Origin of the sequence: Streptomyces griseoaurantiacus, from assembly GCF_036189845.1 — a bacterium.
In the GTDB taxonomy this organism is placed as follows: domain Bacteria; phylum Actinomycetota; class Actinomycetes; order Streptomycetales; family Streptomycetaceae; genus Streptomyces; species Streptomyces griseoaurantiacus.
The window spans coordinates 2186646-2209747 of record NZ_CP108326.1 but is presented as its reverse complement, the minus strand read 5'-3'; the positions used below and the strand labels follow the sequence as shown (position 1 = coordinate 2209747).

Annotated in this window: 21 protein-coding genes; 8 read left to right on the top strand and 13 right to left on the bottom strand. The window is 73.1% G+C overall.

Going from position 1 to position 23102, the window contains the following annotated elements; genetic code table 11:
* The first annotated feature begins 111 nt into the window (after positions 1 to 111).
* The gene (locus OHB09_RS09920) at positions 112 to 1005 is read left to right on the top strand and encodes a DUF4231 domain-containing protein (protein ID WP_006137565.1); all 894 of its coding nucleotides are present in this window, start codon (positions 112 to 114) and stop codon (positions 1003 to 1005) included.
* Between the two features lie 23 nt (positions 1006 to 1028).
* On the opposite strand, the gene OHB09_RS09915 is transcribed toward OHB09_RS09920, so the two are convergent.
* The 3 genes from OHB09_RS09915 to OHB09_RS09905 all read right to left on the bottom strand — a co-directional run bounded on the left by OHB09_RS09915 (position 1029) and on the right by OHB09_RS09905 (position 4423).
* Positions 1029 to 1535: a hypothetical protein gene (locus OHB09_RS09915; RefSeq protein WP_407077315.1), complete on the bottom strand. Its 507-nt coding sequence runs from the start codon at positions 1533 to 1535 to the stop codon at positions 1029 to 1031.
* Between the two features lie 186 nt (positions 1536 to 1721).
* Entirely contained in the window at positions 1722 to 2759 is a 1038-nt protein-coding gene (locus tag OHB09_RS09910) for a rod shape-determining protein (RefSeq protein ID WP_006137567.1), read from the bottom strand.
* Between the two features lie 152 nt (positions 2760 to 2911).
* A complete protein-coding gene (locus tag OHB09_RS09905; RefSeq protein ID WP_328923001.1) occupies positions 2912 to 4423 on the bottom strand; it encodes an acyl-CoA synthetase in 1512 nt (503 codons plus the stop codon).
* Positions 4424 to 4698: 275 nt separating this feature from the next.
* On the opposite strand from OHB09_RS09905, the gene OHB09_RS09900 reads away from it, so the two are divergent.
* Positions 4699 to 5574 (top strand): ATP-grasp domain-containing protein, encoded by an 876-nt coding sequence (locus tag OHB09_RS09900; protein ID WP_191853001.1) that lies wholly within the window; start codon positions 4699 to 4701, stop codon positions 5572 to 5574.
* Positions 5575 to 5709: 135 nt separating this feature from the next.
* Here OHB09_RS09900 and OHB09_RS09895 read toward each other — a convergent pair whose 3' ends face one another.
* Positions 5710 to 6300 (bottom strand): hypothetical protein, encoded by a 591-nt coding sequence (locus tag OHB09_RS09895; protein ID WP_167792763.1) that lies wholly within the window; start codon positions 6298 to 6300, stop codon positions 5710 to 5712.
* Between the two features lie 158 nt (positions 6301 to 6458).
* On the opposite strand from OHB09_RS09895, the gene OHB09_RS09890 reads away from it, so the two are divergent.
* The 5 genes from OHB09_RS09890 to OHB09_RS09870 all read left to right on the top strand — a co-directional run bounded on the left by OHB09_RS09890 (position 6459) and on the right by OHB09_RS09870 (position 10339).
* Positions 6459 to 7232, top strand: a complete 774-nt coding sequence (locus tag OHB09_RS09890; RefSeq protein ID WP_006137571.1) for an IclR family transcriptional regulator — start codon at positions 6459 to 6461, stop codon at positions 7230 to 7232.
* A complete protein-coding gene (locus OHB09_RS09885; protein ID WP_328921850.1) occupies positions 7229 to 8083 on the top strand; it encodes an SMP-30/gluconolactonase/LRE family protein in 855 nt (284 codons plus the stop codon). The genes OHB09_RS09890 and OHB09_RS09885 overlap by 4 nt, the downstream gene beginning before the upstream one ends.
* A 115-nt stretch (positions 8084 to 8198) precedes the next feature.
* Entirely contained in the window at positions 8199 to 8657 is a 459-nt protein-coding gene (locus OHB09_RS09880) for an RrF2 family transcriptional regulator (protein WP_006137574.1), read from the top strand.
* A gap of 93 nt (positions 8658 to 8750) precedes the next feature.
* Positions 8751 to 9329: a PadR family transcriptional regulator gene (locus OHB09_RS09875; RefSeq protein ID WP_328921849.1), complete on the top strand. Its 579-nt coding sequence runs from the start codon at positions 8751 to 8753 to the stop codon at positions 9327 to 9329.
* Between the two features lie 26 nt (positions 9330 to 9355).
* Positions 9356 to 10339: an NADPH:quinone reductase gene (locus OHB09_RS09870; RefSeq protein WP_093589558.1), complete on the top strand. Its 984-nt coding sequence runs from the start codon at positions 9356 to 9358 to the stop codon at positions 10337 to 10339.
* 126 nt (positions 10340 to 10465) lie between these two features.
* On the opposite strand, the gene OHB09_RS09865 is transcribed toward OHB09_RS09870, so the two are convergent.
* The 8 genes from OHB09_RS09865 to OHB09_RS09830 form a co-directional block, all read right to left on the bottom strand.
* Positions 10466 to 12211, bottom strand: a complete 1746-nt coding sequence (locus OHB09_RS09865; protein WP_328921848.1) for a pyridoxal phosphate-dependent aminotransferase — start codon at positions 12209 to 12211, stop codon at positions 10466 to 10468.
* A 144-nt stretch (positions 12212 to 12355) separates the two neighbouring features.
* On the bottom strand, positions 12356 to 13525 hold the full coding sequence (locus OHB09_RS09860) for an aldose epimerase family protein (protein WP_006137578.1): 1170 nt from the start codon (positions 13523 to 13525) through the stop codon (positions 12356 to 12358).
* Between the two features lie 58 nt (positions 13526 to 13583).
* Entirely contained in the window at positions 13584 to 14828 is a 1245-nt protein-coding gene (mmsB, locus tag OHB09_RS09855) for a multiple monosaccharide ABC transporter permease (RefSeq protein ID WP_006137579.1), read from the bottom strand.
* The gene (gene mmsA, locus OHB09_RS09850) at positions 14825 to 16384 is read right to left on the bottom strand and encodes a multiple monosaccharide ABC transporter ATP-binding protein (RefSeq protein ID WP_006137580.1); all 1560 of its coding nucleotides are present in this window, start codon (positions 16382 to 16384) and stop codon (positions 14825 to 14827) included. The genes mmsB and mmsA overlap by 4 nt, the downstream gene beginning before the upstream one ends.
* 43 nt (positions 16385 to 16427) lie before the next feature.
* On the bottom strand, positions 16428 to 17540 hold the full coding sequence (chvE, locus tag OHB09_RS09845) for a multiple monosaccharide ABC transporter substrate-binding protein (RefSeq protein ID WP_176944904.1): 1113 nt from the start codon (positions 17538 to 17540) through the stop codon (positions 16428 to 16430).
* Positions 17541 to 17689: 149 nt separating this feature from the next.
* A complete protein-coding gene (locus tag OHB09_RS09840) occupies positions 17690 to 18658 on the bottom strand; it encodes a hypothetical protein (RefSeq protein ID WP_006137582.1) in 969 nt (322 codons plus the stop codon).
* Between the two features lie 298 nt (positions 18659 to 18956).
* Positions 18957 to 20009 carry a zinc-dependent alcohol dehydrogenase gene (locus OHB09_RS09835; protein WP_191889961.1) on the bottom strand — a complete coding sequence of 351 codons (1053 nt, stop codon included), beginning with the start codon at positions 20007 to 20009 and terminating at the stop codon, positions 18957 to 18959.
* The gene (locus OHB09_RS09830; RefSeq protein WP_328921847.1) at positions 20006 to 21172 is read right to left on the bottom strand and encodes a mandelate racemase/muconate lactonizing enzyme family protein; all 1167 of its coding nucleotides are present in this window, start codon (positions 21170 to 21172) and stop codon (positions 20006 to 20008) included. Before OHB09_RS09830 ends, OHB09_RS09835 begins: the two co-directional genes overlap by 4 nt.
* A gap of 273 nt (positions 21173 to 21445) precedes the next feature.
* Between OHB09_RS09830 and OHB09_RS09825 the strand changes: the two genes are divergently transcribed.
* Positions 21446 to 22438, top strand: a complete 993-nt coding sequence (locus OHB09_RS09825; RefSeq protein WP_435843183.1) for an SCO2400 family protein — start codon at positions 21446 to 21448, stop codon at positions 22436 to 22438.
* 43 nt (positions 22439 to 22481) lie between these two features.
* On the opposite strand, the gene OHB09_RS09820 is transcribed toward OHB09_RS09825, so the two are convergent.
* Entirely contained in the window at positions 22482 to 22931 is a 450-nt protein-coding gene (locus tag OHB09_RS09820; RefSeq protein ID WP_040893498.1) for a MarR family winged helix-turn-helix transcriptional regulator, read from the bottom strand.
* Positions 22932 to 23102 lie beyond the last annotated feature (171 nt).

The window sequence follows — 23102 nt, the reverse complement described above, 5'->3', positions numbered from 1 at the left end:
CGGGGCCGCTGAGGCCGAACCACGTCTGGTGTTGTCCCGGCCGGGGAGCGACCATGGTGGGTCCGATGACGGAGGCCGCAACGGGGGGCCCGGACAACGGAGTTGGTCGACGTGGACGAGAGGGCGCTGCCGCCGCTCTTCATCGAGAACGACCGCCTGGCGCTCAGCCGCCAGAGCGAGGCCCTCCGGGCCACCCGCACACAGCTCACCGTGCTGCTGTCGGGCACCGCCGCCGCCACGCTCACCGAGCACTGGCTGGGCCGGTTCTGGGCGACGCTCGCCGCCCTGTGCTACGCGCTGGCGGCGGTCCTCGGCCTGTACACCGCGCGCCGCCGGGCCCGCGCCCACTGGCAGGCGCACCGCGCGGCCGCCGAGGTCGTCAAGTCCCTGGCCTGGCAGTACATGGTGCACGGCGGGGCCTTCCGCACCGGCGTCGTCGATCCCGACGGGCTGTTCGCCGAGCGGCTCGCGGACCGGCTGCGGGAGCTGCGCAAGGTCGGCTGGGAGGACCACGGGGGCGCCACCGGCGGTCTCGCCCTCGTCAGCATCGCCATGCAGATCACCCCGCAGATGCGCGCCGTGCGCGCCAAACCGTTCGAGGCCCGGCGCGACTACTACGTCCGCGAACGGGTCCTGGAACAGCTCGTCTGGTACGGCAAGCGGTCCGCGCAGGCGCACCGCGCCTCCTCGCGCTGGTCCGCCGCCACCGCCGCGCTCACCCTGCTCGCCCTCGTCACGGCGGCACTGCGGGCCTACGGGCTGCTCGGCAACTGGGACCTCAACGGCCTGTTCTCCGCCGCCGCGGCGGCCGGGGTGGCCTGGCAGGAGGTGCGCAGACACCGCCCGCTGGAGTACGCGCACGCCCTCATCGAGCAGGATCTGGACACCGCGCGCCTGGCGATGGGCACCACCGTCACGGAGGAGGGCTGGGCCGACGCGGTCGAGGACGTGGAGCGGCTGTGCAGTCCGCAGCACACGGACTGGCTGGTGCGGTTCGGGTCCTGAGGCACGCCCGGCGCCGGGCCCCCTCAGGCGCGGCTGACGCCCGGCCGCCACAGCACCCGCACGGGCACGCCGGTGCGGCGCGCGTACGCCACCACGTCGGCGGTGCCGCCCAGGCCCCGGGCCGGGTGCCCGTCCCACACCGCGATCAGCCGGTCGGCGTGGTCGACGATCCAGCGGCCCGCCGCGTAGTACGCCTCCTCGTGCGTGGGCTCCAGCGGCAGCCGGACCCGGTCGGCGCAGGCGGCGAGCAGCCGCCGGTAGCTGCCGCGCACCCCCTCGTCGCCGAGGTGGGCCTCGTAGTCCATGCCGGGGATGACGGCGGTCACCGGGACGCCGTGGTCGAGGGCGAGCTGGGCGAAGAGCTGGTCGCTCCCGGCGGCCAGCGCGCTGAGCGCCTCCGCGGCCGGTTCCAGGCTCAGCTCCGCGAGTTCGGCGAGGATGCCCGAGCGCACCGAGGGCAGTACCTCGGTGGGTACGCAGCGGTGCCCGGTGATTCCGATCCGGGGCACGGACACCACCTCCGCGGGCATGGTTGTCACGTTCACCCTAGCGGTCACCCGCCCCCGGAACCTATCGCTCACCCCCCGGCGCCGACGGCCGCAACTGTCGTACGCCCCCCGCGCGTTGACGGCGGACGGGAGGCGGGGAGCCGGGGCGGACGGCGGGAGCGGCGGCGGAACGCGGCGGGCGGGGCCGGGCGCGGCGGGAGGGGCGGGTCAGGCGGCCAGCGGGTCGAGGACCAGGGGTTCGATGCGGCCCTCCAGCATCTCGCCCAGGCCCTGCACCGCGCACACGTCGGGCCGCTCGGCGATGTGCACCGGCATCCCGGTCGCCTGCCGCAGCATCTGGTCGAGGCCCGGCAGCAGAGCGCTGCCGCCGACCATCATGATGCCCCGGTCGGCGAGATCGGCGACCAGGTCGGGCGGGCAGTCCCGCAGCACCTTGCCGATGCCGTCCAGGACGGCGGTGAGCGGGGTCTGGATGGCGTTGCGCACGGCGGCGGTGTCGACCTTCACCGAGCGGGGCAGCCCGGTGGCCACGTCCCGGCCGTGGATCTCGGTGACCTCGGGGCCGCCCGGGGTGAGCCCGTTGCCGGACAGGGCGACCTGCAGCGGCCGCACCGACTGGCTGGGCAGCATCAGCTCGTGCTGGTGGCGCAGGTGCTGCACGATCGCGTGGTCCACGGCCTCGCCGCCCACCGGGATCCGCTCGGCGGTCACGATGTTGCCCAGCGAGAGCACGGCGATCTGCGTGGCGGCCGCCCCGCACACCATGATCATGGACGCCTCGGGGCGCTCCACGGGCAGCCCGCAGCCGACGGCCGCCGCGACGAGGGTGTCCACCAGCTCCACCCGCCGGGCCCCGAGCCCGACCATCGTCTCCACGGTGGCGCGCTGGGCCAGCGGATCGGCGTCGTGCGGGGTGCAGGCTGCCGCCCGCAGCCGGGGCTTGCGGCGCAGGGTGCGGCGCAGCTTCTCGCCGAGCAGTTGCCGCAGCATCCGCTGGGCCATCTCGATGTCGACGACCGTGCCGCCGGAGACGGGCCGCACCACCCTGATGTACGAGGGCGTGCGGCCGGTCATCTTCTCGGCGAACTCCCCGACCGCGATCAGTGCCCCGGTCTGCGTGTTGACGGCGGCGGCACTGGGCTGGTCGACGACCAGCCCGACCCCCTTCACATAGACACGGGTCCTCGCCGCCCCCAGATCGACGGCGAAGTGGCAACGGCGCAACTGCTCCAGACTCGCGGTCACGGCGACATCCTCCCGAGGCACGGACCGTGGGGCCTCCGGCCGGCGGCCCCTCCTTCGCATCGTGGGACCGGTTCCGCGACCGCGCGCGCGGAGCTGCGCCGAGCGGGGCGCACCCGGACGGGTGATTTCACGCCGCCCCCGCCCGCCCGCGGCTACGGCACCCGCAGCTCCCGCTTGAGCAGCTTCCCCATGTCGTTGCGGGGGAGGGCGGTCAGGTAGCGGACGACTCGGGGCCGCTTGTGCGGGGCGAGCCGCTCGGCGACGTGCGCGGACAGCTCCTCGGCGGCCGGCGGGGAGGCCGGGTCCGCCGGCACCACCCAGGCGACCACCCGCTCGCCGAGGTCCTCGTCCGGCTCCCCGGTGACCGCCGCCTCGCCCACTCCCGGGTGTTCGAGGAGCGCGTTCTCGATCTCGCCGGCCCCGATCTTGTAGCCGCCGCTCTTGATCAGGTCCGTGGCCCTGCGGCCCACGATGCGGACGTAGCCGTCCGGCTCCCGGACCGCCATGTCGCCGGTGCGGAACCAGCCGTCGGCGGTGAACGCGCCGGCGGTGGCGTCCGGCCGGTGCAGATAGCCGGTGAACAGGTTGGGCCCGCGCACCTGGATCTCGCCGACGCTCTCCCCGTCGTACGCGGCGATCGGCGTCCCGTCCTCCTCCACCAGCCGCAGCTCCACCCCCGGCAGCGGCAGTCCGACGGTGCCGGGCCTGGCCTCGCCGTCGGCGCGGACGGCGGTGTTCATCAGCGTCTCGGTCATGCCGTACCGCTCCAGGACCCGCCGTCCGGTCGCCGCCGCGATCCGCTCGTGGTCGTGCACGGGCAGCGCGGCGGACCCGGAGACCAGCAGCCGGGCTCCGGTGAGCGCCTTCGCCAGCCCGGGGTCGCCGGGGAGTGCCTCGGCGAGGCGGTGGTACATCGTGGGCACCCCGAACAGCATCGTGGCCCCGGCGTTCAGTTCCCGGGCCACGCCCTCGGGGGAGAACCGGCCCAGGTGGCGCACGGAGCCGCCGCGCCGCAGCGGGCCGAGGACGCCGAGGATCAGCCCGTGCACGTGGAAGAGCGGCAGGCCGTGCACGAGGACGTCGTCCCCGGTCCACTGCCAGGCCTCGGCCAGCGCGTCCAGCGTGGTGGTGACGGCCCGCCGGGGCAGGACGGCGCCCTTGGGCGGCCCCGTGGTCCCGGAGGTGTAGACGACGAAGGCGGGGTCCTCGGGGCCGACGTCCGCGGCCGGTACGGCACGGGCACCCGCGGTTTCGTCGGGGCTCTCGTCCGGGGCGTCGTCGAGGTCGACGTCCAGCCGGCGCAACCCCCTTACCGCCTCCGGGAGTTCGTCCCCCGGTGCCGCGAGGATCAGCTCCGGGGCGCTGTCCGCCAGGATGTGCCCCAGTTCTGCGCGCCCCGAGCGGGGGTTGAGCGGGACGACGGGGAGGCCCGCCTCCAGCGCGGCCACCACGGCCACCGCCGTCTCCAGGACGGGGGTCGCCCACACCGCCACCCGTCCACCGTCGGCGGCCTCCCGGAGGCGCCCCGCCAGGGACCGTGCGGCGACGGCCAGTTCGCCGTACGAGAGGGCACGCGCACCGAAGCGCAGGGCGGGCCGCCGGTCGGCCGGGGCCGGTTCCGGGACCGCCGGGACCGCCGGGACCGCCGGGACCGCCGTGAGCATCGGGACCGTCGAGAGCATCGGGAACAGGGACACGCGGGACACTCCTCGCTCGGGGACGACCACCCGACACGGGAACCTACGCGGCCCTCCGCGGGTCCGCCAGCACGCGCCCGCCCCTCCCCGCCCTTCTCCGTTCACTTCCGCCCTCGTCGTCCCCGCCGTGCGGGTGCGCCCCTCCGGCCGCCCCCTATATGGGGGTGAGACGGGGCCGGGGCGCTTGTTAGCCTCGCCGGGGCCCGTCCGTGCCACCGTCGTCGAGGTCAGGAGTCCCTCCCGTGCCCCACATAGCTCTCGCCACCTACCGGCGCGGTCCGGAGGACCCCGAGGACCGCGACCTCCCCCTCCTGCTGTCGGCGCTCGGCGCGGCCGGGGCGCGGGCCGAGGCGGTCCACTGGGACGACCCGGAGGTGGACTGGGCCTCCTTCGACCTCGTCCTCATCCGCTCCACCTGGGACTACACCCTGCGGGTGGCGGAGTTCACCGCCTGGGCCGAGCGGTGCGCGCGCCTGACCCGGCTGGCCAATCCCGCCCCGGTCGTCCGGTGGAACACGGACAAGCGGTACCTGGGGGAGCTGGCCGCCGCCGGCGTCCCGACGGTCCCCACCCGCTACCTCGCCCCCGGCGACCCCGTGGAGCTGCCCGAGGACCGGGAGTACGTGATCAAGCCGACCTCCGGGGCGGGCTCCCGGTACGCCGCCCGCTACACGCCCGAGGCGCGGGAGCGGGCCGTGGGGCACCTGGAGCGGATGCACGCGGAGGGGCTGACCGCGATGGTGCAGCCGTACCTGAAGGCCATCGACGTCACCGGCGAACGGCCGCTGCTGTTCCTCGACGGAGAATTCGTGCACGCGAGCCGCAAGGGCGCGGTGCTCACCCCGGGTACGCCCTACGACGCCCGCAAGGTGGCGCACCCCGGGCTCGAAGGGTGGGAGCCGACGGAGGCGGAGCTGGCGGTGGCACGGGCCGCGCTGGCGGCGGTGCCGGGGGATCCCGCGCTGCTGTACGCACGCGTGGACCTCGTCGACGGGGACGAGGGGGAGCCGCGCGTGATGGAACTGGAACTGGTGGAACCGAACCTGTTCCTGTGGCTGCACCCGGATTCGATGCCGGTGGTGACCGAGCGGATCCTGCGCGCGGCCGCAGGCGCCTGAGTAGCCCGCGGCCCCGGACGTCCGAGGGCCCCGCGGCCCCGGACGCCTGAGGACGCGGAGCCGGCAGGGTGGGGCGGACCGTCCCCGCAGCCGCCCCCGCAGTCGGCCCCGCACCGCGCTCCCGCCGGCCCCGTCTCACCGCACCGCGACCCGCTGCAGCAGCCCCCAGGTGAACTCCGCCGCGCACTCCCGTGGCGTTCCCGCCGCGTCCGGCGCGGTGAACGCCAGGCCCCAGCGGGTCGGGGCCGTCCCCTCCAGCGGGCGGGCCGGGGTGAAGGCCCGCGCCACCTCGTCGACCGTGCACGACCACGGCACCAGGTCCTCCAGCGTCCGCAGCTCCGGTGCCGCCGCCCCCGGCGCCCGCACCAGCCACGCGTTCCACACCGCCCCGTCCGGCCCGAGCAGCGCCTCGAAGCGCAGGCCGGGCCAGAGCGGCACCGGCCAGCGCAGCGCCTCGCAGGCCAACTCACCGACCCGGCGCGCGGTCACCGACTCGGGCGCCCCGAGCACGGACCGGTAGCGGGCAGCCGTCCCGCGCGAGCGCGGCGCCCGTGTCCAGGCCTGCCAGCGCCGGTTGGCCTCCCGCATCTCGGCCACGGAGACGCCCAGTTCGTGCCGGGCGCGCTCGACGAGGTCGGGATTGTGATCGGCCATGCGGCGCAGCAGGACGAGCTGGAAGTCCAGGGGAGTGAAGGGGGTCGGCGGGTGGGGCTTCGCGGGCGGCATGCGTCCATCGTGCCGCGCGGCTCCCCTTCCCCGCGCCCATTGCCGCTGGCCCGGACCCTTGACTAGCCTGTGTTCGTCATCCCGATCGTCTGTTGAGATTTCGAACGCGACCGCCGGGTCGGCCGGGTCGCACACCACTACAGAGAGGGGGCCGGACCGTGGGACGCCTCGTACCCGCCGTCACCCGGGCTCTCGACATACTGGAGCTCTTCCTGGACGGCGACGGTTCGCTCTCCGCCCCCGACATCGTGCGCAGGCTCCAGCTCCCGCGCACCACCGTGCACGAGCTGGTCACCACCCTGGCAGCGCGCCAGTACATCGTCCCGGTCCCCGGGCAGCCGGGACGTTACCGCCTCGGCGTCCGCCCCTACCAGCTCGGCAGCCGCTACGCCGAGAACCTCGATCTCGCCGCCGAGGGCCAGCAGGTGGCCCGCGCGGTCGCCGAGACCTGCGACGAGACGGTGCACGTGGCCATCCTGGAGGGTGCCGACGTCATCTACATCGCCAAGGTCGACTCCACCCACGCCGTGCGCATGGTGTCCGCCGCCGGACGCCGGCTGCCCGCCCACTGCACCTCCGTCGGCAAGATGCTGCTGGCCTCGCTCCCGCGGGAGGAACTGGACGCCCGTGTCCCGGCCGGGGCCGAGCTGCCCGCGATGACCGCGAACAGCATCACCGACCCGGCCGCGCTGCGCGAGGCCCTGGACGAGATCCGTACCCGGGGCATCGCCGTGGAGACCCGGGAGTCCAACGAGGACGTCTCCTGCGTGGCCGCCCCGGTGCGTGACCGCACCGGAAGGGTGGTCGCCGCGCTCTCCATCTCGGTGCCCATGATCCGATGGAGCGAGGAGCGCCGCGCCGAGCTGGAACAGCTCGCCGTGAAGGGCGCCGCCGAACTGTCCGAACACCTGGGTCATCGGAGCGTGGCATGACGTACGAAGTGGAAGTCGCCGTACGGGCGGAGGCGGAACTGGGCGAGGGCCCGACCTGGGACGCGGCGGCCGGGCGGCTGCTGTGGCTCGACATCCTGCGCTCCCGGGTGCACACCTTGGACCCGGTCTCCGGGCACCGCACGGTCCGCACCACCGAACAGCACGTCGGCGCCGTCAAGCCGCGCGCCGGCGGCGGGCTCGTGCTCAACCTGCGCGACGGGATCGGCCTGGTGGACACCGCCGGGGACTTCCGGTGGCTGCGGCACGAGCCGGTGCCGGGGCGCCGCGGCAACGACGCCGCCGTCGCCCCCGACGGCTCGCTGTGGGCCGGCACCATGCGCTACGACGAGGCCACGGGCGGCGGCACGCTGTCCCGGATCACCGGGGACGGGGCGGCCGAGGTCGTCCTGGACGACGTGACGGTGAGCAACGGCACCGGGTGGAGCCCCGACGGACGGCTCATGTACTACATCGACACCCCGACCCGCCGCATCGACGTCTTCGACCACGACCCCGCGACCGGCCGGGTCTCGGGCCGGCGCCCGCTGGCGACCGTCGAGGACGGCGCGGGCTACCCCGACGGCCTGACGGTGGACGCGGACGGCTGCGTGTGGGTGGCCCTGTGGGACGGGGCGGCGGTGCGCCGGTACACGCCCTCGGGCGAGCTGGACCGCATGGTCCCGCTCCCCGTGCCCCGCGTCACCGCCTGCGCCTTCGGCGGCCCGGAGCTGACGGACCTGTACATCACCACCGCCCGGGTCGGACTGTCCCCCGCCCCGCCCCTGGCCGGCTCCCTGATGGTCCTCCCGGGCGCGGGCAAGGGCCAGACCCTCCCACCCTTCGCGGGCTGACCCCGGGCCTCTCCCCGCCGCGCCCGCCTCGGTGCGGGGTGGCGCGGGGTGGTGCGGGGCCGCCCTTCCGGAGCCGGTGGTCCTCGTGCGGCGCGTTCGGGACCACAATGGGGGGATGAGGATCTCGGCGCGGGCGGACTACGCGGTACGGGCTGTGGTGGAGCTGGCGGTGCGGCAGGGCGGGGGGCCGGTGAAGGCCGAGGCCGTGGCCGAGGTGCAGGACATCTCGCACAAGTTCCTGGAGGGCATCCTCGGCGATCTGCGCCGGGGCGGCCTCGTGGCCAGCAGGCGCGGCGGCAACGGGGGCTACCGGCTGGCGCGGGAGGCGGAGGCGATCACCGTCGCCGACATCATCCGCGCGGTGGACGGCCCCATCGTCTCCGTCCGCGGGGAGCGCCCGACCCAGCTCAAGTACACCGGCCCCGCCGAGCCGCTGCTCCCGCTGTGGATCGCGCTGCGGGCCAACGTCCGGGAGGTGCTGGAGGGCGTCACGGTGGCCGACCTCGCCGCCGGCGCCCTGCCCGCTCCCGTGCGCCGGCTGGCCGAGGACCCGGCGGCCTGGCAGAACCCCTGAGCCGCGCGCGGTGCGCCGGGCCGGAGACGTGTGCCCCGTCACATCGAATCGATGTATGCATCGATTCGATGTGACGTCTGGCAGGCTGACAGCATGCTCGAACTCGCCCTCCTCGGCTTCCTCGCCGAAGGCCCCCTGCGCGGGCACGCCCTGCGGCGCCGGGTCGCCCGGCTCACCGGGTACGTCCGGCCGGTCAGCGACGGGACCCTCTACCCGGCGATCAACCGCCTCGCCAGGGCCGGACTCCTGGAACGGCACCCCGAACCCGGCGCGGGCGCCGGACGGTACGTGCTGAGCCTGACCCCGGCCGGGCGGGAGGAGATGCTGCGGCGGCTGCGCACCCCCGCGGACCACGAGATCACCGACTTCACCCGCTTCCTCGTCGTCCTCGCCTTCCTCTCCCAGCTCCCCGACACCGCCGAACAGCACGCCGTCCTGCGCCGCAGGCTCGCCTTCCTGGAGGAGCCGGCGAGCTTCTTCGCCACCGACGAGGACGAGGAGGGGACCGGCGGGCGTCCGCTGCGCGCCGAGGAGGCCGACGACCCCTACCGGCGCGGCATGCTCCTGACCGCCCGCGCCACCAGCCGCGCCGAACGCGCCTGGCTCCGCGAGGTGCTCGACGGGGCGGGCGCCGCAGCGGCCGAGCACCGCGCCGACGGCCCGGCGGACTGACCCCCCGAACCCCCTGGAGGAAACCCATGCGCGCGTCCTGGTACGACCGACAGGGACCCGCCGCCGACGTGCTGCGCCTCGGCGAGCTGCCCGACCCGCGGCCCGGTCCCGGCGAGGTGCGGGTCCGGGTGAGCGTGTCCGGGGTGAACCCCGGCGACACCAAGAAGCGGCGCGGCTGGCTCGGCTCGGCGATGCCCTACCCCCGCGTCGTCCCGCACAGCGACGCCGCCGGGGTCGTCGACGCCGTGGGGGAGGGCGTGGACGCCCGGAGGACCGGGCAGCGGGTGTGGGTGTACGGCGCCCAGTCCTACCGGCCCTTCGGGACCGCCGCCCAGTACACCGTCGTCCCCGCCGGGAAGGCCGTGCCGCTGCCGGACCACGTCGGCGACGATCTCGGCGCGTGCCTCGGCATCCCCGGGATCACCGCGCACCGGGCGGTCTTCGGTGACGGCCCGGTCGACGGGCGGACCGTCCTGGTGCACGGCGTCCTCGGCGGCGTCGGCTCCCTGGCCGCGCGGCTCGCCCGCTGGGGCGGCGCGAGGGTGCTCGGCACCGTGCGGCGCGGCACGGATCTGGACCGCGTCGACCCGGACGTCGTTCACCACACCGTGGCCCTCGACGAGGAGGACCCGGCCGCGGCGATCCGCGCCCTCGCGCCCGGCGGCGTCCACCGGATCGTCGAGGTCTCGCTGTCCGCCAACGCCGACCTCGACAACGCGGTCCTCGCGAACGGGGCCGTGATCGCGGCCTACGCCACCGAGGCCGACCGCACCGGGATCCCGTTCTGGCCCCTGCTGTTCGGCAACGTCACCCTGCGGCTCCTCGGCAGCGACGACTTCCCCGAACAGGCCAGGCGGCAGGCGGCCCGGGACCTGACGGCCGCCGCGGCGGCGGGCGTCCTCACCACCGGCCCCGTCGCGCGCTACGCCCTGCACGACCTCGCGCGGGCCCACGAACGCGTCGACGCGGGCGGCGGCGTACGGGTACTGGTCGACCTGCCCCGGCCCTGACGGCAGGGGGCACTCGGGCGGGGTGTCCGTGCGCCGGGGGCGCGAGTGCCGGATGCGCTCCCCGCGGCCTCGCCGTCACGTCCCGGGGGCGGGCGTCCGCGTACTCGGACGGGTGGGGCGGCGGGCTCAGCCCGCCTGGTACATCGCCCCGGCTACGGGCCAGGCCGCCGCCGCGTCGGGCGGCGGATCGGGCTGGGTGCGGCCGCGCACCTGCGCGGCGGTGAGGCCGCCCGCCGCGGGCATGCCCCGGCGGGTCTCCACCGGCGGTACCGCGTTGCCGGGGAGGGACTGGAGCCCGGGGACGCCCGGCTGGGCGGGCATGCCCGGCAGCCCGGTTCCCGGCCCCCAGCCCTGCGCGACGAGCGGCGCGCCGACGGGCGCGGGCCCCGGCAGCGGGGCGGGCGCCTGCGGCGGTCCCGGTACGGCGGCGGGGGCGGGCGGCGGCGAGACGGCGGCGGGGGCGGGCGGCGGCGAGACGGAGGGGGGCGCCCCGCCGTAGACCACTCCCGGCACCGCGGGCGCCGGCGCCGGGGGCGTGCCCAGCCCCGCCGCGGCCACCATCGCCCCCAGCCCGGGCACGGCGGCGGCCGCCGGCGCGGGAGCAGGCGCGGGCGCGGGAGCCGGGGCCGGGGCGGGCATCGCGGAGGCCTGCGCCGCCAGCCCCCGTGTCCCCGCCCCGTTCGTCTCGCTCACCAGGCGGTCCACCGCCGCCGTCCCCGAGCTGTAGCCCGCGCTCCTCGGAGCCGCCGCGTCCGTGCCGGTGCCGTAGAGGACCTGCTCCATCCCGGTCACCAGCCGGCGCACGTCCACCTCGGGGCGCACCACCAGGCGCAGGAAGCGGCTGGAGGAGCCGATCTTGTTGCCGCACTCGCGCACAAGGACGTGGTGGCCGGTGAGCAGCCGGTCACGCACGACGGTGCCCTCCGCGCCCAGCGGAAGCCGGACGAACAGGAAGTTGCCCTGCGAGGGGTACACCGTCAGGCCGGGGAGCCGCTCGAGCTGCCGGCCCATGTCGACGCGGTCCTGCCGCACCTGCCGCAGGCTCGCCTCGTACTCGGCGCCGTGCTTCCGCAGCATGAACACCACGTGCTCGGCGAAGGAGTTGAGGTTCCACTTCGGCAGCATCGAGCGGATCCGGCCCGCGAGCGCGGGGTTGGCCACGAGGTAGCCGAAGCGGATGCCGTGCAGCCCGAAGTTCTTGCCGAGGCTGCGCAGCACGATCACGTTGGGCCGCAGTATCGCGTCCTGGACGGTGCTCGGGTCGCCCTCCACGTCGGCGAACTCCAGGAAGGACTCGTCGATCACGATGAGGTCGAGGTCGGCCATCGTGTCCATGAAGTCCACCAGCGCCTGCCGGGGCAGGAACCCGCCGTCGGGGTTGTTCGGATTGCAGATCACGGCGACCCGCGAGCCGCGCTTGCGCAGGAACGCGGAGTACTGGCCGAGGTCGAGGGCGAAACCGCCGGACTCCTGCAGCGGGAACATGTCGACCCGCTTGCCCGTCTCCATCGGCTGGTCGGTCCACCGCCCGAAGGTGGGCACGGGCACGGCGAGCGACTCGGAGACCAGCAGATGGTCGATCCAGGTGATCAGTTCCGTGGAACCGTTGCCCATCGCCACGCAGGCGGGGGGCAGTTGGAGCAGCTCGCACAGCTCGGCGGTGATGGTGTCGGCGCCGCTCGGGTAGTACGTGAGGATGTCCCGCAGTCGGCCCGCCAGTTCCTCGAACATGGCGGGGGTGGGGAAGTACGGATTGCAGGGGATGCAGAAGTCCACCGGCTTGGCGCCGTCGCCGCCCTCGCGCGTCAGCGCGGCCATCGAGGGGCTGTGTGCCGCGGAGCCGCGGAACAACGAGGTGACGTTGTCGGCCATGGAGCCTTCGAACCTCCGTATGGGGGCGGGCCGGGCGGGCCCGTCACGTTGTGGGCGGCCCGTGCGGGGGAGCACGGGCCGCCCAGTCATACGGATGCGGCGGCGTCCACGTTCAACGCCCGTAGAGGGTCGACCTCGCCCCGTTCAGCGCCCCGCGCCGAAGGAGTGGATCGTCGTCGTGCGGTACGTCTGCCCCGGCCGCAGCACGGTCGAGGGGAACGAGGGCCGGTTCGGGGAGTCCGGGAAGTGCTGGGTCTCCAGGGCGAGCGCGTCGCCCTGCCGGTAGGTGCGCCCGGAGGTGCCGACGAGCGTGCCGTCGAGGAAGTTGCCGGAGTAGAACTGCAGTCCCGGCTGGTCGGTGGCGATCTTCAGGAAGCGCCCGGAGGAGGGGTCGCGCAGGGTGGCCACGTGCTCGGGCTCGCGGGTGATGCCCTTGTCCAGGACCCAGTTGTGGTCGTAGCCCTTGGCGGTGACCTGCTGGGGGTGGCCCTCGCGCAGATCGCGGCCGATCGTCTTGGCCCGCCGGAAGTCGAAGGGCGTGCCGGCCACGCGCGCGAGTTCACCGGTGGGGATGAGACCCGCGTCGGTGGGGGTGTACCGGCTCGCGGCCAGGGTCAGCTCGTGGTCGTAGACGGAGCCGCTGCCCTCGCCGGCGAGGTTGAAGTAGGTGTGGTTGGTGAGGTTGACGACGGTGGCCCTGTCGGTGGTGGCGAGGTAGTCGACACGCCACTCGCCGTGCCGGTTCAGGGTGTAGGTGACCTGGACCTTGAGCGTGCCCGGGAAGCCCTCCTCGCCGTCCACGCTGGTGTAGTACATGTGCAGACCCACGTCCGCGCCCCGGGTGAACGGCTCGACGTCCCACACCCGCTTGTCGAAGCCGTTCGCGCCGCCGTGCAGGGTGTTCTCGCCGTCGTTGACGGAGAGCTGGTACGTCCTGCCGTCGAGGGTGAAGCGGCCCTTGGCGATGCGGTTGCCGTAGCGGCCGATGGTGGCGCCGAAGTACGGGCTGCCCGCGACGTAGTCGGCGACGTTGTCGAAGCCCAGGGAGACGTTCGTGTACCGGCCGTGCCGGTCGGGGATCTCCAGGGACTGGACGATGCCGCCGTAGTCGAGGACCTTCAGCCGGGTCGTGCCGTTCTCCAGCGACCAGCGGTGGACCTTGGTGCCGTCGGCGAGCCTGCCGAAGAGCTCCTTCACGGGCTTCCTGCCTCTCGAGGACGACGGCGAGGCCGAGGCGCGGGCGGTTCCGGCGGCCGCCGCGGTGAGGCCCGCGGCGGCGGCGGTCGACAGGACGGTGCGTCTGCTCATGTCCATGGTGCGGCTCCTGCCAAAAGAGCGGGCCCCGCCGCGGTGGCGGGGCCCGAGTCGAGGATTACGAACCGGACTTGCGCTTGTTCCACACGTCGAAGCCGACCGCCGCCAGGAGCACCAGGCCCTTGATGACCTGCTGCCAGTCGGTGCCGATGCCGACGAGGTTCATACCGTTGTTCAGCACGCCCAGGACGAGACCACCGATGATCGCGCCGAGGACCGTGCCCACGCCGCCGCTCATCGACGCGCCGCCGATGAACGAGGCCGCGATGGCCTCCAGCTCGAAGTTGAGGCCGGCCTTGGGCGAGGCCGCGTTGAAGCGGGCGGCGAAGACCAGACCCGCCAGGGCCGCGAGCATGCCCATGTTCAGGAAGACCAGGAAGACGACCTTCTTGTCCTTCACGCCCGACAGCTTCGCCGCCGGCAGGTTGCCGCCGATCGCGTAGACGTGCCGGCCGATGATCGCGTTGCGCATCAGGTAGCCGAAGCCCACCACCAGCACACCGAGGATGATCAACACCACCGGGGCGCCCTTGTAGCTGGCGAGCAGCAGCGTCACGACGAGGACGGCGGCGATCAGCGCCACCAGCTTCGTCAGGAACATCTTGGTGGGCAGGACGTCGAGGTCGAACTCCAGCTGGCGCCTGCGGTCACGGACCTCCTGGTACACCACGAAGGCGATGACCACGAGACCCAGCAGGACGGTCAGGTTGTGGTAGTTGGTGTCCGGGCCGACCTCCGGCAGGAAGCCGTTGGAGGCCTTCTGCAGTCCCTCGGGGAACGGGCCGAGGGTCTGCCCCTTGAGGACGATCTCGGTCAGACCGCGGAACAGCAGCATCCCGGCGAGGGTGACGATGAACGACGGTATGCCGAGATAGGCGATGAAGAACCCCTGCAGCGAGCCCGCGGCGGCACCCAGGAGCAGGCACAGCACCACGGCCAGCGGCCAGGGCACGTCGTGCCTGACCATGAGCACGGCCGCCGCCGCGCCCACGAACGCCGTCAGCGAACCGACCGACAGGTCGATGTGACCGGCGATGATCACCAGCATCATGCCGATCGCGAGGATCAGGATGTAGCTGTTCTGCAGCACCAGGTTGGAGACGTTGCGCGGCAGCAGCAGGTCGCCGTCGGTCCACACCTCGAAGAGGACGACGATCAGGCCGAGCGCGATCAGCATGCCGTACTGGCGCATGTTGCGCCGCATGCCGTCCACGAGCAGCTTCAGCAGGCTGTCGCCCGCGGCCGCGCCGCCCTTGCCCGGCGGCGCGGGCGCCGGGGTCTTCTCGGTGACATCCGTGCTCATCGGGTTACCTCTTTGTCCTTCTCGTCCTTCGTCATCCGGCGCATCAGCTCCTCCTGGGTGGCCTCCGCGCGCGGGACCTCGCCGGTCAGCCGCCCGGCGGCCATGGTGTAGATGCGGTCGCACATGCCGAGCAGCTCGGGCAGCTCGGAGGAGATGAAGACGACCGCCTTGCCCTGGGCCGCCAACTGGTCGATGACCGTGTAGATCTCGTACTTCGCGCCGACGTCGATGCCACGCGTGGGCTCGTCCAGGATCAGCACGTCCGGACCCGCGAAGATCCACTTGCTGAGGACGACCTTCTGCTGGTTGCCGCCGGACAGCTTGCCCACCGGCTCGAAGACGGTCGGTGCCTTGATGTTCATCGACGTCCGGAAGCCCTCGGAGACCTGGCGCTCCTCGTGCTCGTCCACCACACCGCGCTTGGAGACCTTCCCCAGGGCGCTGAGGGAGATGTTGCGGTTGATGGTGTCGATGAGGTTCAGGCCGTAGTGCTTGCGGTCCTCGGTGACGTAGGCGATGCCGTGCTTGACCGCCTCGGGGACGCTCTTGGTGCGGATCTCCTTGCCGTCCTTGAACACCGAACCCGCCGCGTACCGGCCGTAGGTGCGGCCGAAGACGCTCATCGCGAGTTCGGTGCGGCCGGCGCCCATCAGCCCCGCGATGCCGACGATCTCCCCGCGGCGCACGTGCAGGGACACGTCGTCGACGACCTTGCGCTGCTGGTCGATCGGGTGGTGCACGGTCCAGCCGCGGATCTCGAAGGCCGGCGCGGCGCCCTCCTCCGGCTCGTGCGGGCTGCGCGGGGGGAAGCGGTGGTCGAGGTCGCGGCCGACCATGCCGCTGATGATCCGGTCCTCGGTGGTCTCCGGGGCCTTCACGTCGAGCGTCTCGATCGAGCGTCCGTCGCGCAGGATGGTCACCGAGTCGGCGACCCGGCGGATCTCGTTGAGCTTGTGGGAGATGATGATCGAGGTGATGCCCTGCTTCTTCAGCTCCAGGATGAGGTCGAGCAGCTTGCCGCTGTCCTCGTCGTTCAGCGCCGCCGTCGGCTCGTCCAGGATGAGCAGTTTCACCTTCTTGGAGAGCGCCTTGGCGATCTCCACGAGCTGCTGCTTGCCCACGCCGATGTCGGCGACCCGGGTGTCCGGGTGGTCCGACAGACCGACGCGGCGCAGCAGTTCGGTGCCGTGCTTGAGCGTCTCGCCCCAGCTGATGAGCCCGCGGGTGGCGTGCTCGTTGCCGAGGAAGATGTTCTCCGCGAGGGAGAGGTAGGGCACCAGCGCCAGTTCCTGGTGGATGATGACGATGCCGCGCTGCTCGCTCGCCCGGATGTCCTTGAAGTGGCAGACCTCTCCTTCGAAGAGGATCTCGCCCTCGTAGCTTCCGTGCGGGTGGACGCCGGAGAGCACCTTCATGAGGGTGGACTTCCCGGCGCCGTTCTCCCCGCAGATGGCGTGGACCTCGCCCTGACGCACCGTCAGAGTGACGTCAGAGAGCGCCTTCACACCGGGAAAGGTCTTGACGATCGAGCGCATTTCCAGGACGGGTCCCGCCATGGTCGTGCCTTTCAATCCGTAGGGATCAGTGGGGACGAGCGGGTCAGTTCAGGTCGCCCTCGGTGTAGTAGCCGCCGCCGATCAGGACCTTCTCGTAGTTGGTCTTGTCCACGCTCACCGGCTGGAGCAGGTAGGCGGGGACGACCTTGACGCCGTTGTCGTACGACTTGGTGTCGTTGACCTCGGCCTTCTTGCCGTGCAGCGAGTCGTCCACCATGTTCGCGGTGACCTTGGCGAGCTTGCGCGAGTCCTTGTAGATGGACATGGACTGCTGGCCGGAGATGATCGACTTCACCGAGGCGACCTCGGCGTCCTGGCCGGTGACGACCGGCAGCGGCTTGTCCTTCGAGCCGTAGTCGTCCGACTTGAGCGCGGACAGGATGCCGATGGAGATGCCGTCGTACGGGGAGAGCACCGCGTCGACCCGGCGGTGCTTGTACGCGGAGGTCAGGATGTCGTCCATGCGCTTCTGCGCGGTGCCACCGTCCCAGCGCAGGGTGGTGACCTGGTTGAGCGCGGTCTGCTTGGACTGGACGACGAGCTGCTTCTTGTCGATGTACGGCTGGAGCACGCTCATCGCGCCCTTGAAGAAGTAGCGGGTGTTGTTGTCGTCGTTGGAGCCGGCGAACAGCTCGATGTTGAAGGGGCCCTTCTTCGATCCGTCCTTGAGGCCCAGCTTGTCCAGGATGTAGGTGCCCTGGAGGCGGCCGACCTTCTCGTTGTCGAAGGAGGCGTAGTAGTCGACGTTCTTGGTGCCGAGGATCAGGCGGTCGTAGGAGATGACCGGGATGTCCGCGTCGGCGGCCTGCTGGAGCACGTTGTTGAGCGACTTGTTGTCGATCGCCGCGATCACCAGGGCCTTGACGCCCTGGGTGATGAGGTTCTCGATCTGGGAGACCTGCTGGTCCGGGTCGTCCTCGCCGTAGACGAGCTTGGTCTTGTACCCCTTGGCCTGCATCTCCTTGACGACGTACTTGCCGTCGTAGATCCAGCGCTCGGAGGACTTGGTCGGCATCGCGATGCCGATGGTCCCGCCCTTGGCGTCGTCCTTGCCTTCCTTGCTGCCACCGTCACTGTCCTGGCCGCAGGCGGTCAGGGTCAGGGCGAGGGTGGCGACCGAGGCGATCGCGGCTACTGCGGCTCTGCGAGTGGTCATGATGAACATCCTTGGCGTCAGGCTCAGTTGGGGCGCCGTCCGGCTCTCCGATGGGACTTGTGCGGAGGACGGTACGAGGGAGGATCCAGGCGAGTGTGTGGGATTCTGCGCGACTGTGTCGCCTTGTGAGAAGAGATTTTTCGGGAATGTTATGCGCCGGTGTCGAAGCGTCGGAGCGAACCCGGCATCCGGGACCCGAGGGCCGCCATGCCGGTGTCCGCGCCGTGCCGGGCGAGCAGGTCCAGCGCGAGCCGGCCGCGGCGCACCCGCTCCTTGGCAGTGGCCAGGGTGACCTCCCGCAACTGGTGTCCGTAGGGGTAGATTCCGGGCGCCTTGGACAGCCCGAACTTCAGGTAGATCGGGGCGCCCCGGCGGATCAGCTCGGCCACCTCGTACATCCGCACATAGCCGCCCAGATCGTCCGGTGCCTCGATGTACATGTCCATCGGGGCGCCCGAGACCCGGCGGATCTCCGTGAGGTGGTCCAGGGTCAGATCGCTGGGCACGTTGACCGAGTCCGCGCCGAGGCGCTCGTACACGGCGAACGAGGCCGGGTTGACGGGGCCGATCAACGCGGAGACCTTGAGCGTGGTGTCGGCCGGGATGATGCCCTGCGCGCGTGCCCGGTGCAGCGTCCACAGCACCCCCTCGTCGGCCACCAGGAGGCACTTCACGCCGAGTTCGGTGGCGCGTACGGCGTCCTCCAGGCAGCCGGCCACCGCGTCGTGCCCCCGGGCCCGCAGGCCGCCGCCGTTGGAGTCGGTGCGCACCGAGGCCCCGATGTCCCAGGTGCCGCGCGGCCCGGTGAACAGGCACAGCTCGATGTCACGTTCGGCGGTGGCCTCGACCATCTCGGTGATCTCGGCGTCCGTCAGCATCCACACGCCGCTGCCCTGGCTGATCCGGTGGATCGGCACGTCGAGCCGGGACGCCTCCTTCAGGACCACGGCGAGCGCCTCCGGGCCCTCGCAGGAGGGCACCTCGGTGCGCCACCGGCCGCCGTCGGGGAAGGCGTGCGGCGAGGCGTCGGCGGGGGACAGGGCGGGAGCGTCCAGGCCGAGCGCGGCGAGTGCCTGCTCGGCGGGTCGACGGGCCGCCGTGGGGGAAGCGTCGGTCACGAGGTGTCCTTCATGTGCGTCATGTGCGTCATGTGCGTCACGTGCGTGCGTCTGGGGCTTCGGAGGTCCGGGGACCGCGGCGGGCCCGGTGCGGGCGGGCCCTTGTTCGGTATGTCGGACGCGGTTCGCGAGGGAGGGGACGGCTGGGCGACGGGGGCGGGGCGGGTGGTGGGTCGACGGATGGCGGGTCACGGGCGGGACTGCGGGACTGCGGGACTGCGGGGCTGCGGGCCGTGCGCCGGTACGGAGCCGTCAGGCCGCCGCGTACCGGCGCACGGGTGGCGGCCGGCTCAGGGAGCTACGGTCGCAACAGCACCTTGCCCACCTTCGGGTCCCCGGACCCCACCAGTTCGATGGCGCGGGGGAATTCCTCCAGCGGCAGTTCGTGGCTGACCAGGGGCAGCGGATCCAGCAGGCCCGCTCCGAAGACCCGGACCGTGTGGGCCCACGCCTCCGGGGGCGCCCCGAACACGGTGTGCACCTCCAGTTGCCGTACGACGAGGTCGGTCGGGTCGAGCCCCTCGGCGCCGGGTGCCGGGATGCCGGTCAGCACCAGCCGCCCGCCGCGCCGCAGCAGGGCGGCGGCGGTGCGCGCGGCGTCGGCGGAGCCGGCGGTCTCGATCACGACGTCGAAGTCGTCCGGGAGTGCTTCGTCCTTGGTGCGGAAATCGGTGGCGCCGAACTCCCGGGACAGGGACTCGCGGTCGCGGCGGGTGCCCACCACGAGCAGCTCCCCGGGCGAGCCCGCCCGCAGGAACTGCGCCGCGAACATGCCGAGCGTGCCGGTGCCGACCACCGCGACCCGCTCGCCCGGCCGCGCCCCCGCCTTGAGCGCGGCGGCGGCCACGCAGGCGGCGGGTTCGAGCAGGGCGGCGGCCGTCAGGTCCGCGTCCTCGGGCAGGACGTGCAGCAGCCGGGCCGGCAGGGTCAGGGTGGCGGCCATCGCGCCGGGCTCGGTGAACCCGGTCTCCTCGTACCCGGCCGTGCACAGCGTGGTCTCGCCCGCGTGGCAGCGGTCGCAGACCTGGCAGTTGCGGAACCCCTCGCCGACGACCTTGCGGCCCACCAGGGACCGAGGCACCCCGGCGCCGACGGCGGCCACGGTGCCGGACCACTCGTGGCCCGGGGTGAGCGGGTAACGGACGTACCCCTCGGGCCGGTTGCCCTGGTAGACCTCGCGGTCGCTGCCGCAGATGCCTACGGCGTGCACCGCGACCAGGGCCTCGCCGGGCCCGGGGTCCCGCGGCTCGTGCGGGACGAGCCGGTGGGCGCCGGGCGCCTCCACGACGACGGCGCTGCCGGTGCCGCCGGTGCTCCCGGCGGCGGTGCCGTGCGGGCCGGCGGCAGTCATCGACCGGCCGCCTTCGGCGCGCGCTTCTCCCAGCCCTCGGCCCACAGGTCGAACCGGGCCTGCTGCTGCGGGAACTCGGCCGCCGCGTCCACGTCCAGCTCGACGCCGAGGCCGGGGGCGTCGGAGAGGTGGAAGCAGCCGTCCTCCGGGTCCACCTGCGGGGCACCCTTGACGACCTTCTTGATCTCCGCGTCCGCGAAGTCGTTGAAGTGCTCAAGGATCTTGAAGTTCGGGGAGGTGAAGCCGACCTGGAGGGAGGCCGCGGTGAGCACCGGGCCGCCCACGTTGTGCGGGGCCACGAGCATGTAGTGGGTCTCGGCGGTGGCGGCGAGCTTGCGGGTCTCCCAGATGCCGCCGATGTGGCCGACGTCGGGCTGGAGGATGTCGACGGCCTGGCTCTCGAACAGCTCGCGGAACTCGATCCGGTCGTGGATGCGCTCACCGGTGGCGACCGGGAGGTCCACCTTGGCGGCGACCTTCTCCAGCGCCTTCAGGTTCTCCGGCGGCACCGGCTCCTCCAGCCAGGCCGGCTTGAAGGGGGCCATCTCCTTGGCGAGCCGGACGGCGGTGGCGGGGGAGAAGCGGCCGTGCATCTCCAGCATCAGCTCGGCGTCCGGCCCGATGGCGTCCCGCACGGCCTCGATGAGGGAGACGGCGTAGTTCGTCTGCCGCTGGTCCAGCTCGAAGTGGCCGGTGCCGAAGGGGTCGATCTTCAGCGCCCGGTACCCGCGCTCCATGACCCCGCGCGCGGCCTTGTGGTACGCCTCCGGCGTGCGCTCGGTGGTGTACCAGCCGTTGGCGTAGGCCTTGACCCTGTCGGTCATCCTGCCGCCCAGGAGCTGCCAGACGGGGACGCCGAGGGCCTTGCCCTTGATGTCCCAGCAGGCCATCTCGACGACGGCGATACCGGACATCACGATCTCGCCCGCGCGCCCGTAGTCGCCGTACTTCATGCGGCGCACGAGGTCCTCGACAGCGAACGGGTCCGAGCCGAGAATGTGGTTCGCCTCGGCCTCGCGGAGGTATCCGATCAGCGCGTCGGTGTGGCCCAGCATCCGGGTCTCGCCGACGCCGGTGATCCCCTCGTCGGTGTGCACCTGGACGTAGGTCAGGTTGCGCCAGGGCGTCCCGACCACGTGTGTGCTGATTCCGGTGATGCGCACGGCTCTTGCCTCTCGGTTTGTTCGATATCTCGTCACACGTTCGAAATGTTGGCGTGACAGTAAGGACGCGGCGGGGGGAGTGTCAATGGGTCGCGCACGAGAGAGACGGGGGAATTTCGCCGGTATGCCGCGCTCGCCGCCCAAGGGGCCGGGAAACGGGCGCGGCAGACGGGGCGTCAGGTCACGAACCGGTCGCGGACCGGCCCTTCCCTACACAACTTTCACAGCAGTCCCTGGGCAAGCGCGGTGGGGGGAACCTAGTCTTCCGGCGACATGAATTACTGCACCCCCTGCCGAAGACACCTCAATGGAGCCCTGGCATGCCCGGGGTGCGGAACGCCGGTGGGGTGGCTGGAGGGGGAGGCCCCGGCGCCGCACGCGGCACCGGGAGGCCCGACGGGGCCGTCGGGCCCCGCGGCGGCGCCGGCGCACGACCGGGAAGCGGCCGCGAACACGGCGCCGGGCCGGGAGCCCGGCCCCCACGGCGGGACGCCGCTCGCGGCGGCCGGCGCGGCGGGCGAGGACCACGCCCCCGGCGGCGCACACGACGGCGCGGGCGCGCCCCTCCCCTCGGAACCGGCGCGGGAACCCGGCGGGGGCGAGGGAGCGGAGCCCCCCGGGGGCGGCGGAGGGAACGGCAGGGGCGGCGGGGACGAGGGCGGCCCCGAGGATCCCCAGGACCCCGAGAACCCGGAGGACCCCGAGGAACACGAGGGCGACGAGGACTCCTCCGAAGCGCCCCTCGGCCGTCGCGACCGCCGCGCCGCCTCCCACCGCAGGCGCCGCCGCCGCGTCCTCTTCGTCGCCGCCGGCCTCCTCCTCGCGGCCGGCGGCCTGAGCCTCGCCGAACTCGGCACCGAATCCCCGGGTTCGACCCCGAAGACGGCCGCCACGGGCGAGGAACAGTCCGACGGCTCCGATTCCTCGCCCGGTCACGGGGACGAGGACTCCGGCGCCCCCGGCTCCACGGCGTCCGGCGAGGGCACGGCGAGTGCGTCACCGGGCGCCTCCGGGTCCACCTCCGCCTCCGCCTCGCGCTCCGCGAAGGCGGACGAGGAGGGCGCGACGGCGAGCGCCTCCGAGACCTCCGGCGCCGCACCGTCCGCCACCGGCCACGCCGAGTCCCCGGACCCGTCGGGCGGGGACAGCCCCGGCGGCGGCGAGGAGGGCACCCCCGAGTCCGAGAACCCGGAACCCCCGCCCCCGTCCTCCGAGGAACCCTCCCCCTCGGACACCTGTGACCGCTTCCTGTGGTGGTGCACGTAGGGGACCGCTCAGCGGGAGGCCCGCGCCCCTCGCGTCGCCCCCCTCACTCCTCCTCGAGTTCCTCCGGGAGCATGCGGCGCAGGAGGTCGCGCAGGCGGACGCGGTCCTCCTCGGGGAGGGCGGCCAGGGGCGCGCGGGCGAAGTGGAGGGACTCGCGGAGGCCGCGGGCCACCCGGCGGCCCTCCTCCGTGGCCGCCGCGAGCTTCACCCGGCGGTCGGCGGGGTCCGGGCGGCGTTCCACCAGACCCCGGCTCTCCAGCCGGTCCACGATGCCCGTCACGTTCGAGGGCTCGCACTTCAGCTTCCGCGCCAGCCGCCGCATCGGCAGCGGCTCCAGCGACAGCAGGCTCAGCAGCCGTGCCTGGGCCCCGGTGAGGGCGTGCTCCGCCGCCGCCTCCTCGTACTCCTCGTGGTACCGCGCGACCACCGTGCCGATCAGGTCGACGACCTCCAGCGTCAGCGGGTCCACACGGGGGCTCTTGTGTGCAGCCATGGACAGCAGGGTACCCGGTTACTTGACACCCTGAAATATTCAGGACCATTGTTGTTTCAGGTGCTGAAGCACATCGGGCCGGACCCCGTGCCGAGGGCGCGTGCCGGCGCGTGCCACGTGTCACCCGTCAGAGGTCACCCGTCACCGAGCACCATCACCGGCGAAGACCGC

Excerpts from the sequence above, each read along its gene's own strand:
- OHB09_RS09915 (WP_407077315.1), bottom strand. The coding sequence starts at position 1,535 with ATGCCCGCGGAGGTGGTGTCCGTGCCCCGGATCGGAATCACCGGGCAC.
- OHB09_RS09905 (WP_328923001.1), bottom strand. The coding sequence starts at position 4,423 with ATGCTCACGGCGGTCCCGGCGGTCCCGGCGGTCCCGGCGGTCCCGGAA.
- OHB09_RS09895 (WP_167792763.1), bottom strand. The coding sequence starts at position 6,300 with ATGCCGCCCGCGAAGCCCCACCCGCCGACCCCCTTCACTCCCCTGGAC.
- OHB09_RS09885 (WP_328921850.1), top strand. The coding sequence starts at position 7,229 with ATGACGTACGAAGTGGAAGTCGCCGTACGGGCGGAGGCGGAACTGGGC.
- OHB09_RS09880 (WP_006137574.1), top strand. The coding sequence starts at position 8,199 with ATGAGGATCTCGGCGCGGGCGGACTACGCGGTACGGGCTGTGGTGGAG.
- OHB09_RS09875 (WP_328921849.1), top strand. The coding sequence starts at position 8,751 with ATGCTCGAACTCGCCCTCCTCGGCTTCCTCGCCGAAGGCCCCCTGCGC.
- OHB09_RS09870 (WP_093589558.1), top strand. The coding sequence starts at position 9,356 with ATGCGCGCGTCCTGGTACGACCGACAGGGACCCGCCGCCGACGTGCTG.
- OHB09_RS09865 (WP_328921848.1), bottom strand. The coding sequence starts at position 12,211 with ATGGCCGACAACGTCACCTCGTTGTTCCGCGGCTCCGCGGCACACAGC.
- OHB09_RS09860 (WP_006137578.1), bottom strand. The coding sequence starts at position 13,525 with ATGGACATGAGCAGACGCACCGTCCTGTCGACCGCCGCCGCCGCGGGC.
- mmsB (WP_006137579.1), bottom strand. The coding sequence starts at position 14,828 with ATGAGCACGGATGTCACCGAGAAGACCCCGGCGCCCGCGCCGCCGGGC.
- mmsA (WP_006137580.1), bottom strand. The coding sequence starts at position 16,384 with ATGGCGGGACCCGTCCTGGAAATGCGCTCGATCGTCAAGACCTTTCCC.
- chvE (WP_176944904.1), bottom strand. The coding sequence starts at position 17,540 with ATGACCACTCGCAGAGCCGCAGTAGCCGCGATCGCCTCGGTCGCCACC.
- OHB09_RS09835 (WP_191889961.1), bottom strand. The coding sequence starts at position 20,009 with ATGACTGCCGCCGGCCCGCACGGCACCGCCGCCGGGAGCACCGGCGGC.
- OHB09_RS09825 (WP_435843183.1), top strand. The coding sequence starts at position 21,446 with ATGAATTACTGCACCCCCTGCCGAAGACACCTCAATGGAGCCCTGGCA.
- OHB09_RS09820 (WP_040893498.1), bottom strand. The coding sequence starts at position 22,931 with ATGGCTGCACACAAGAGCCCCCGTGTGGACCCGCTGACGCTGGAGGTC.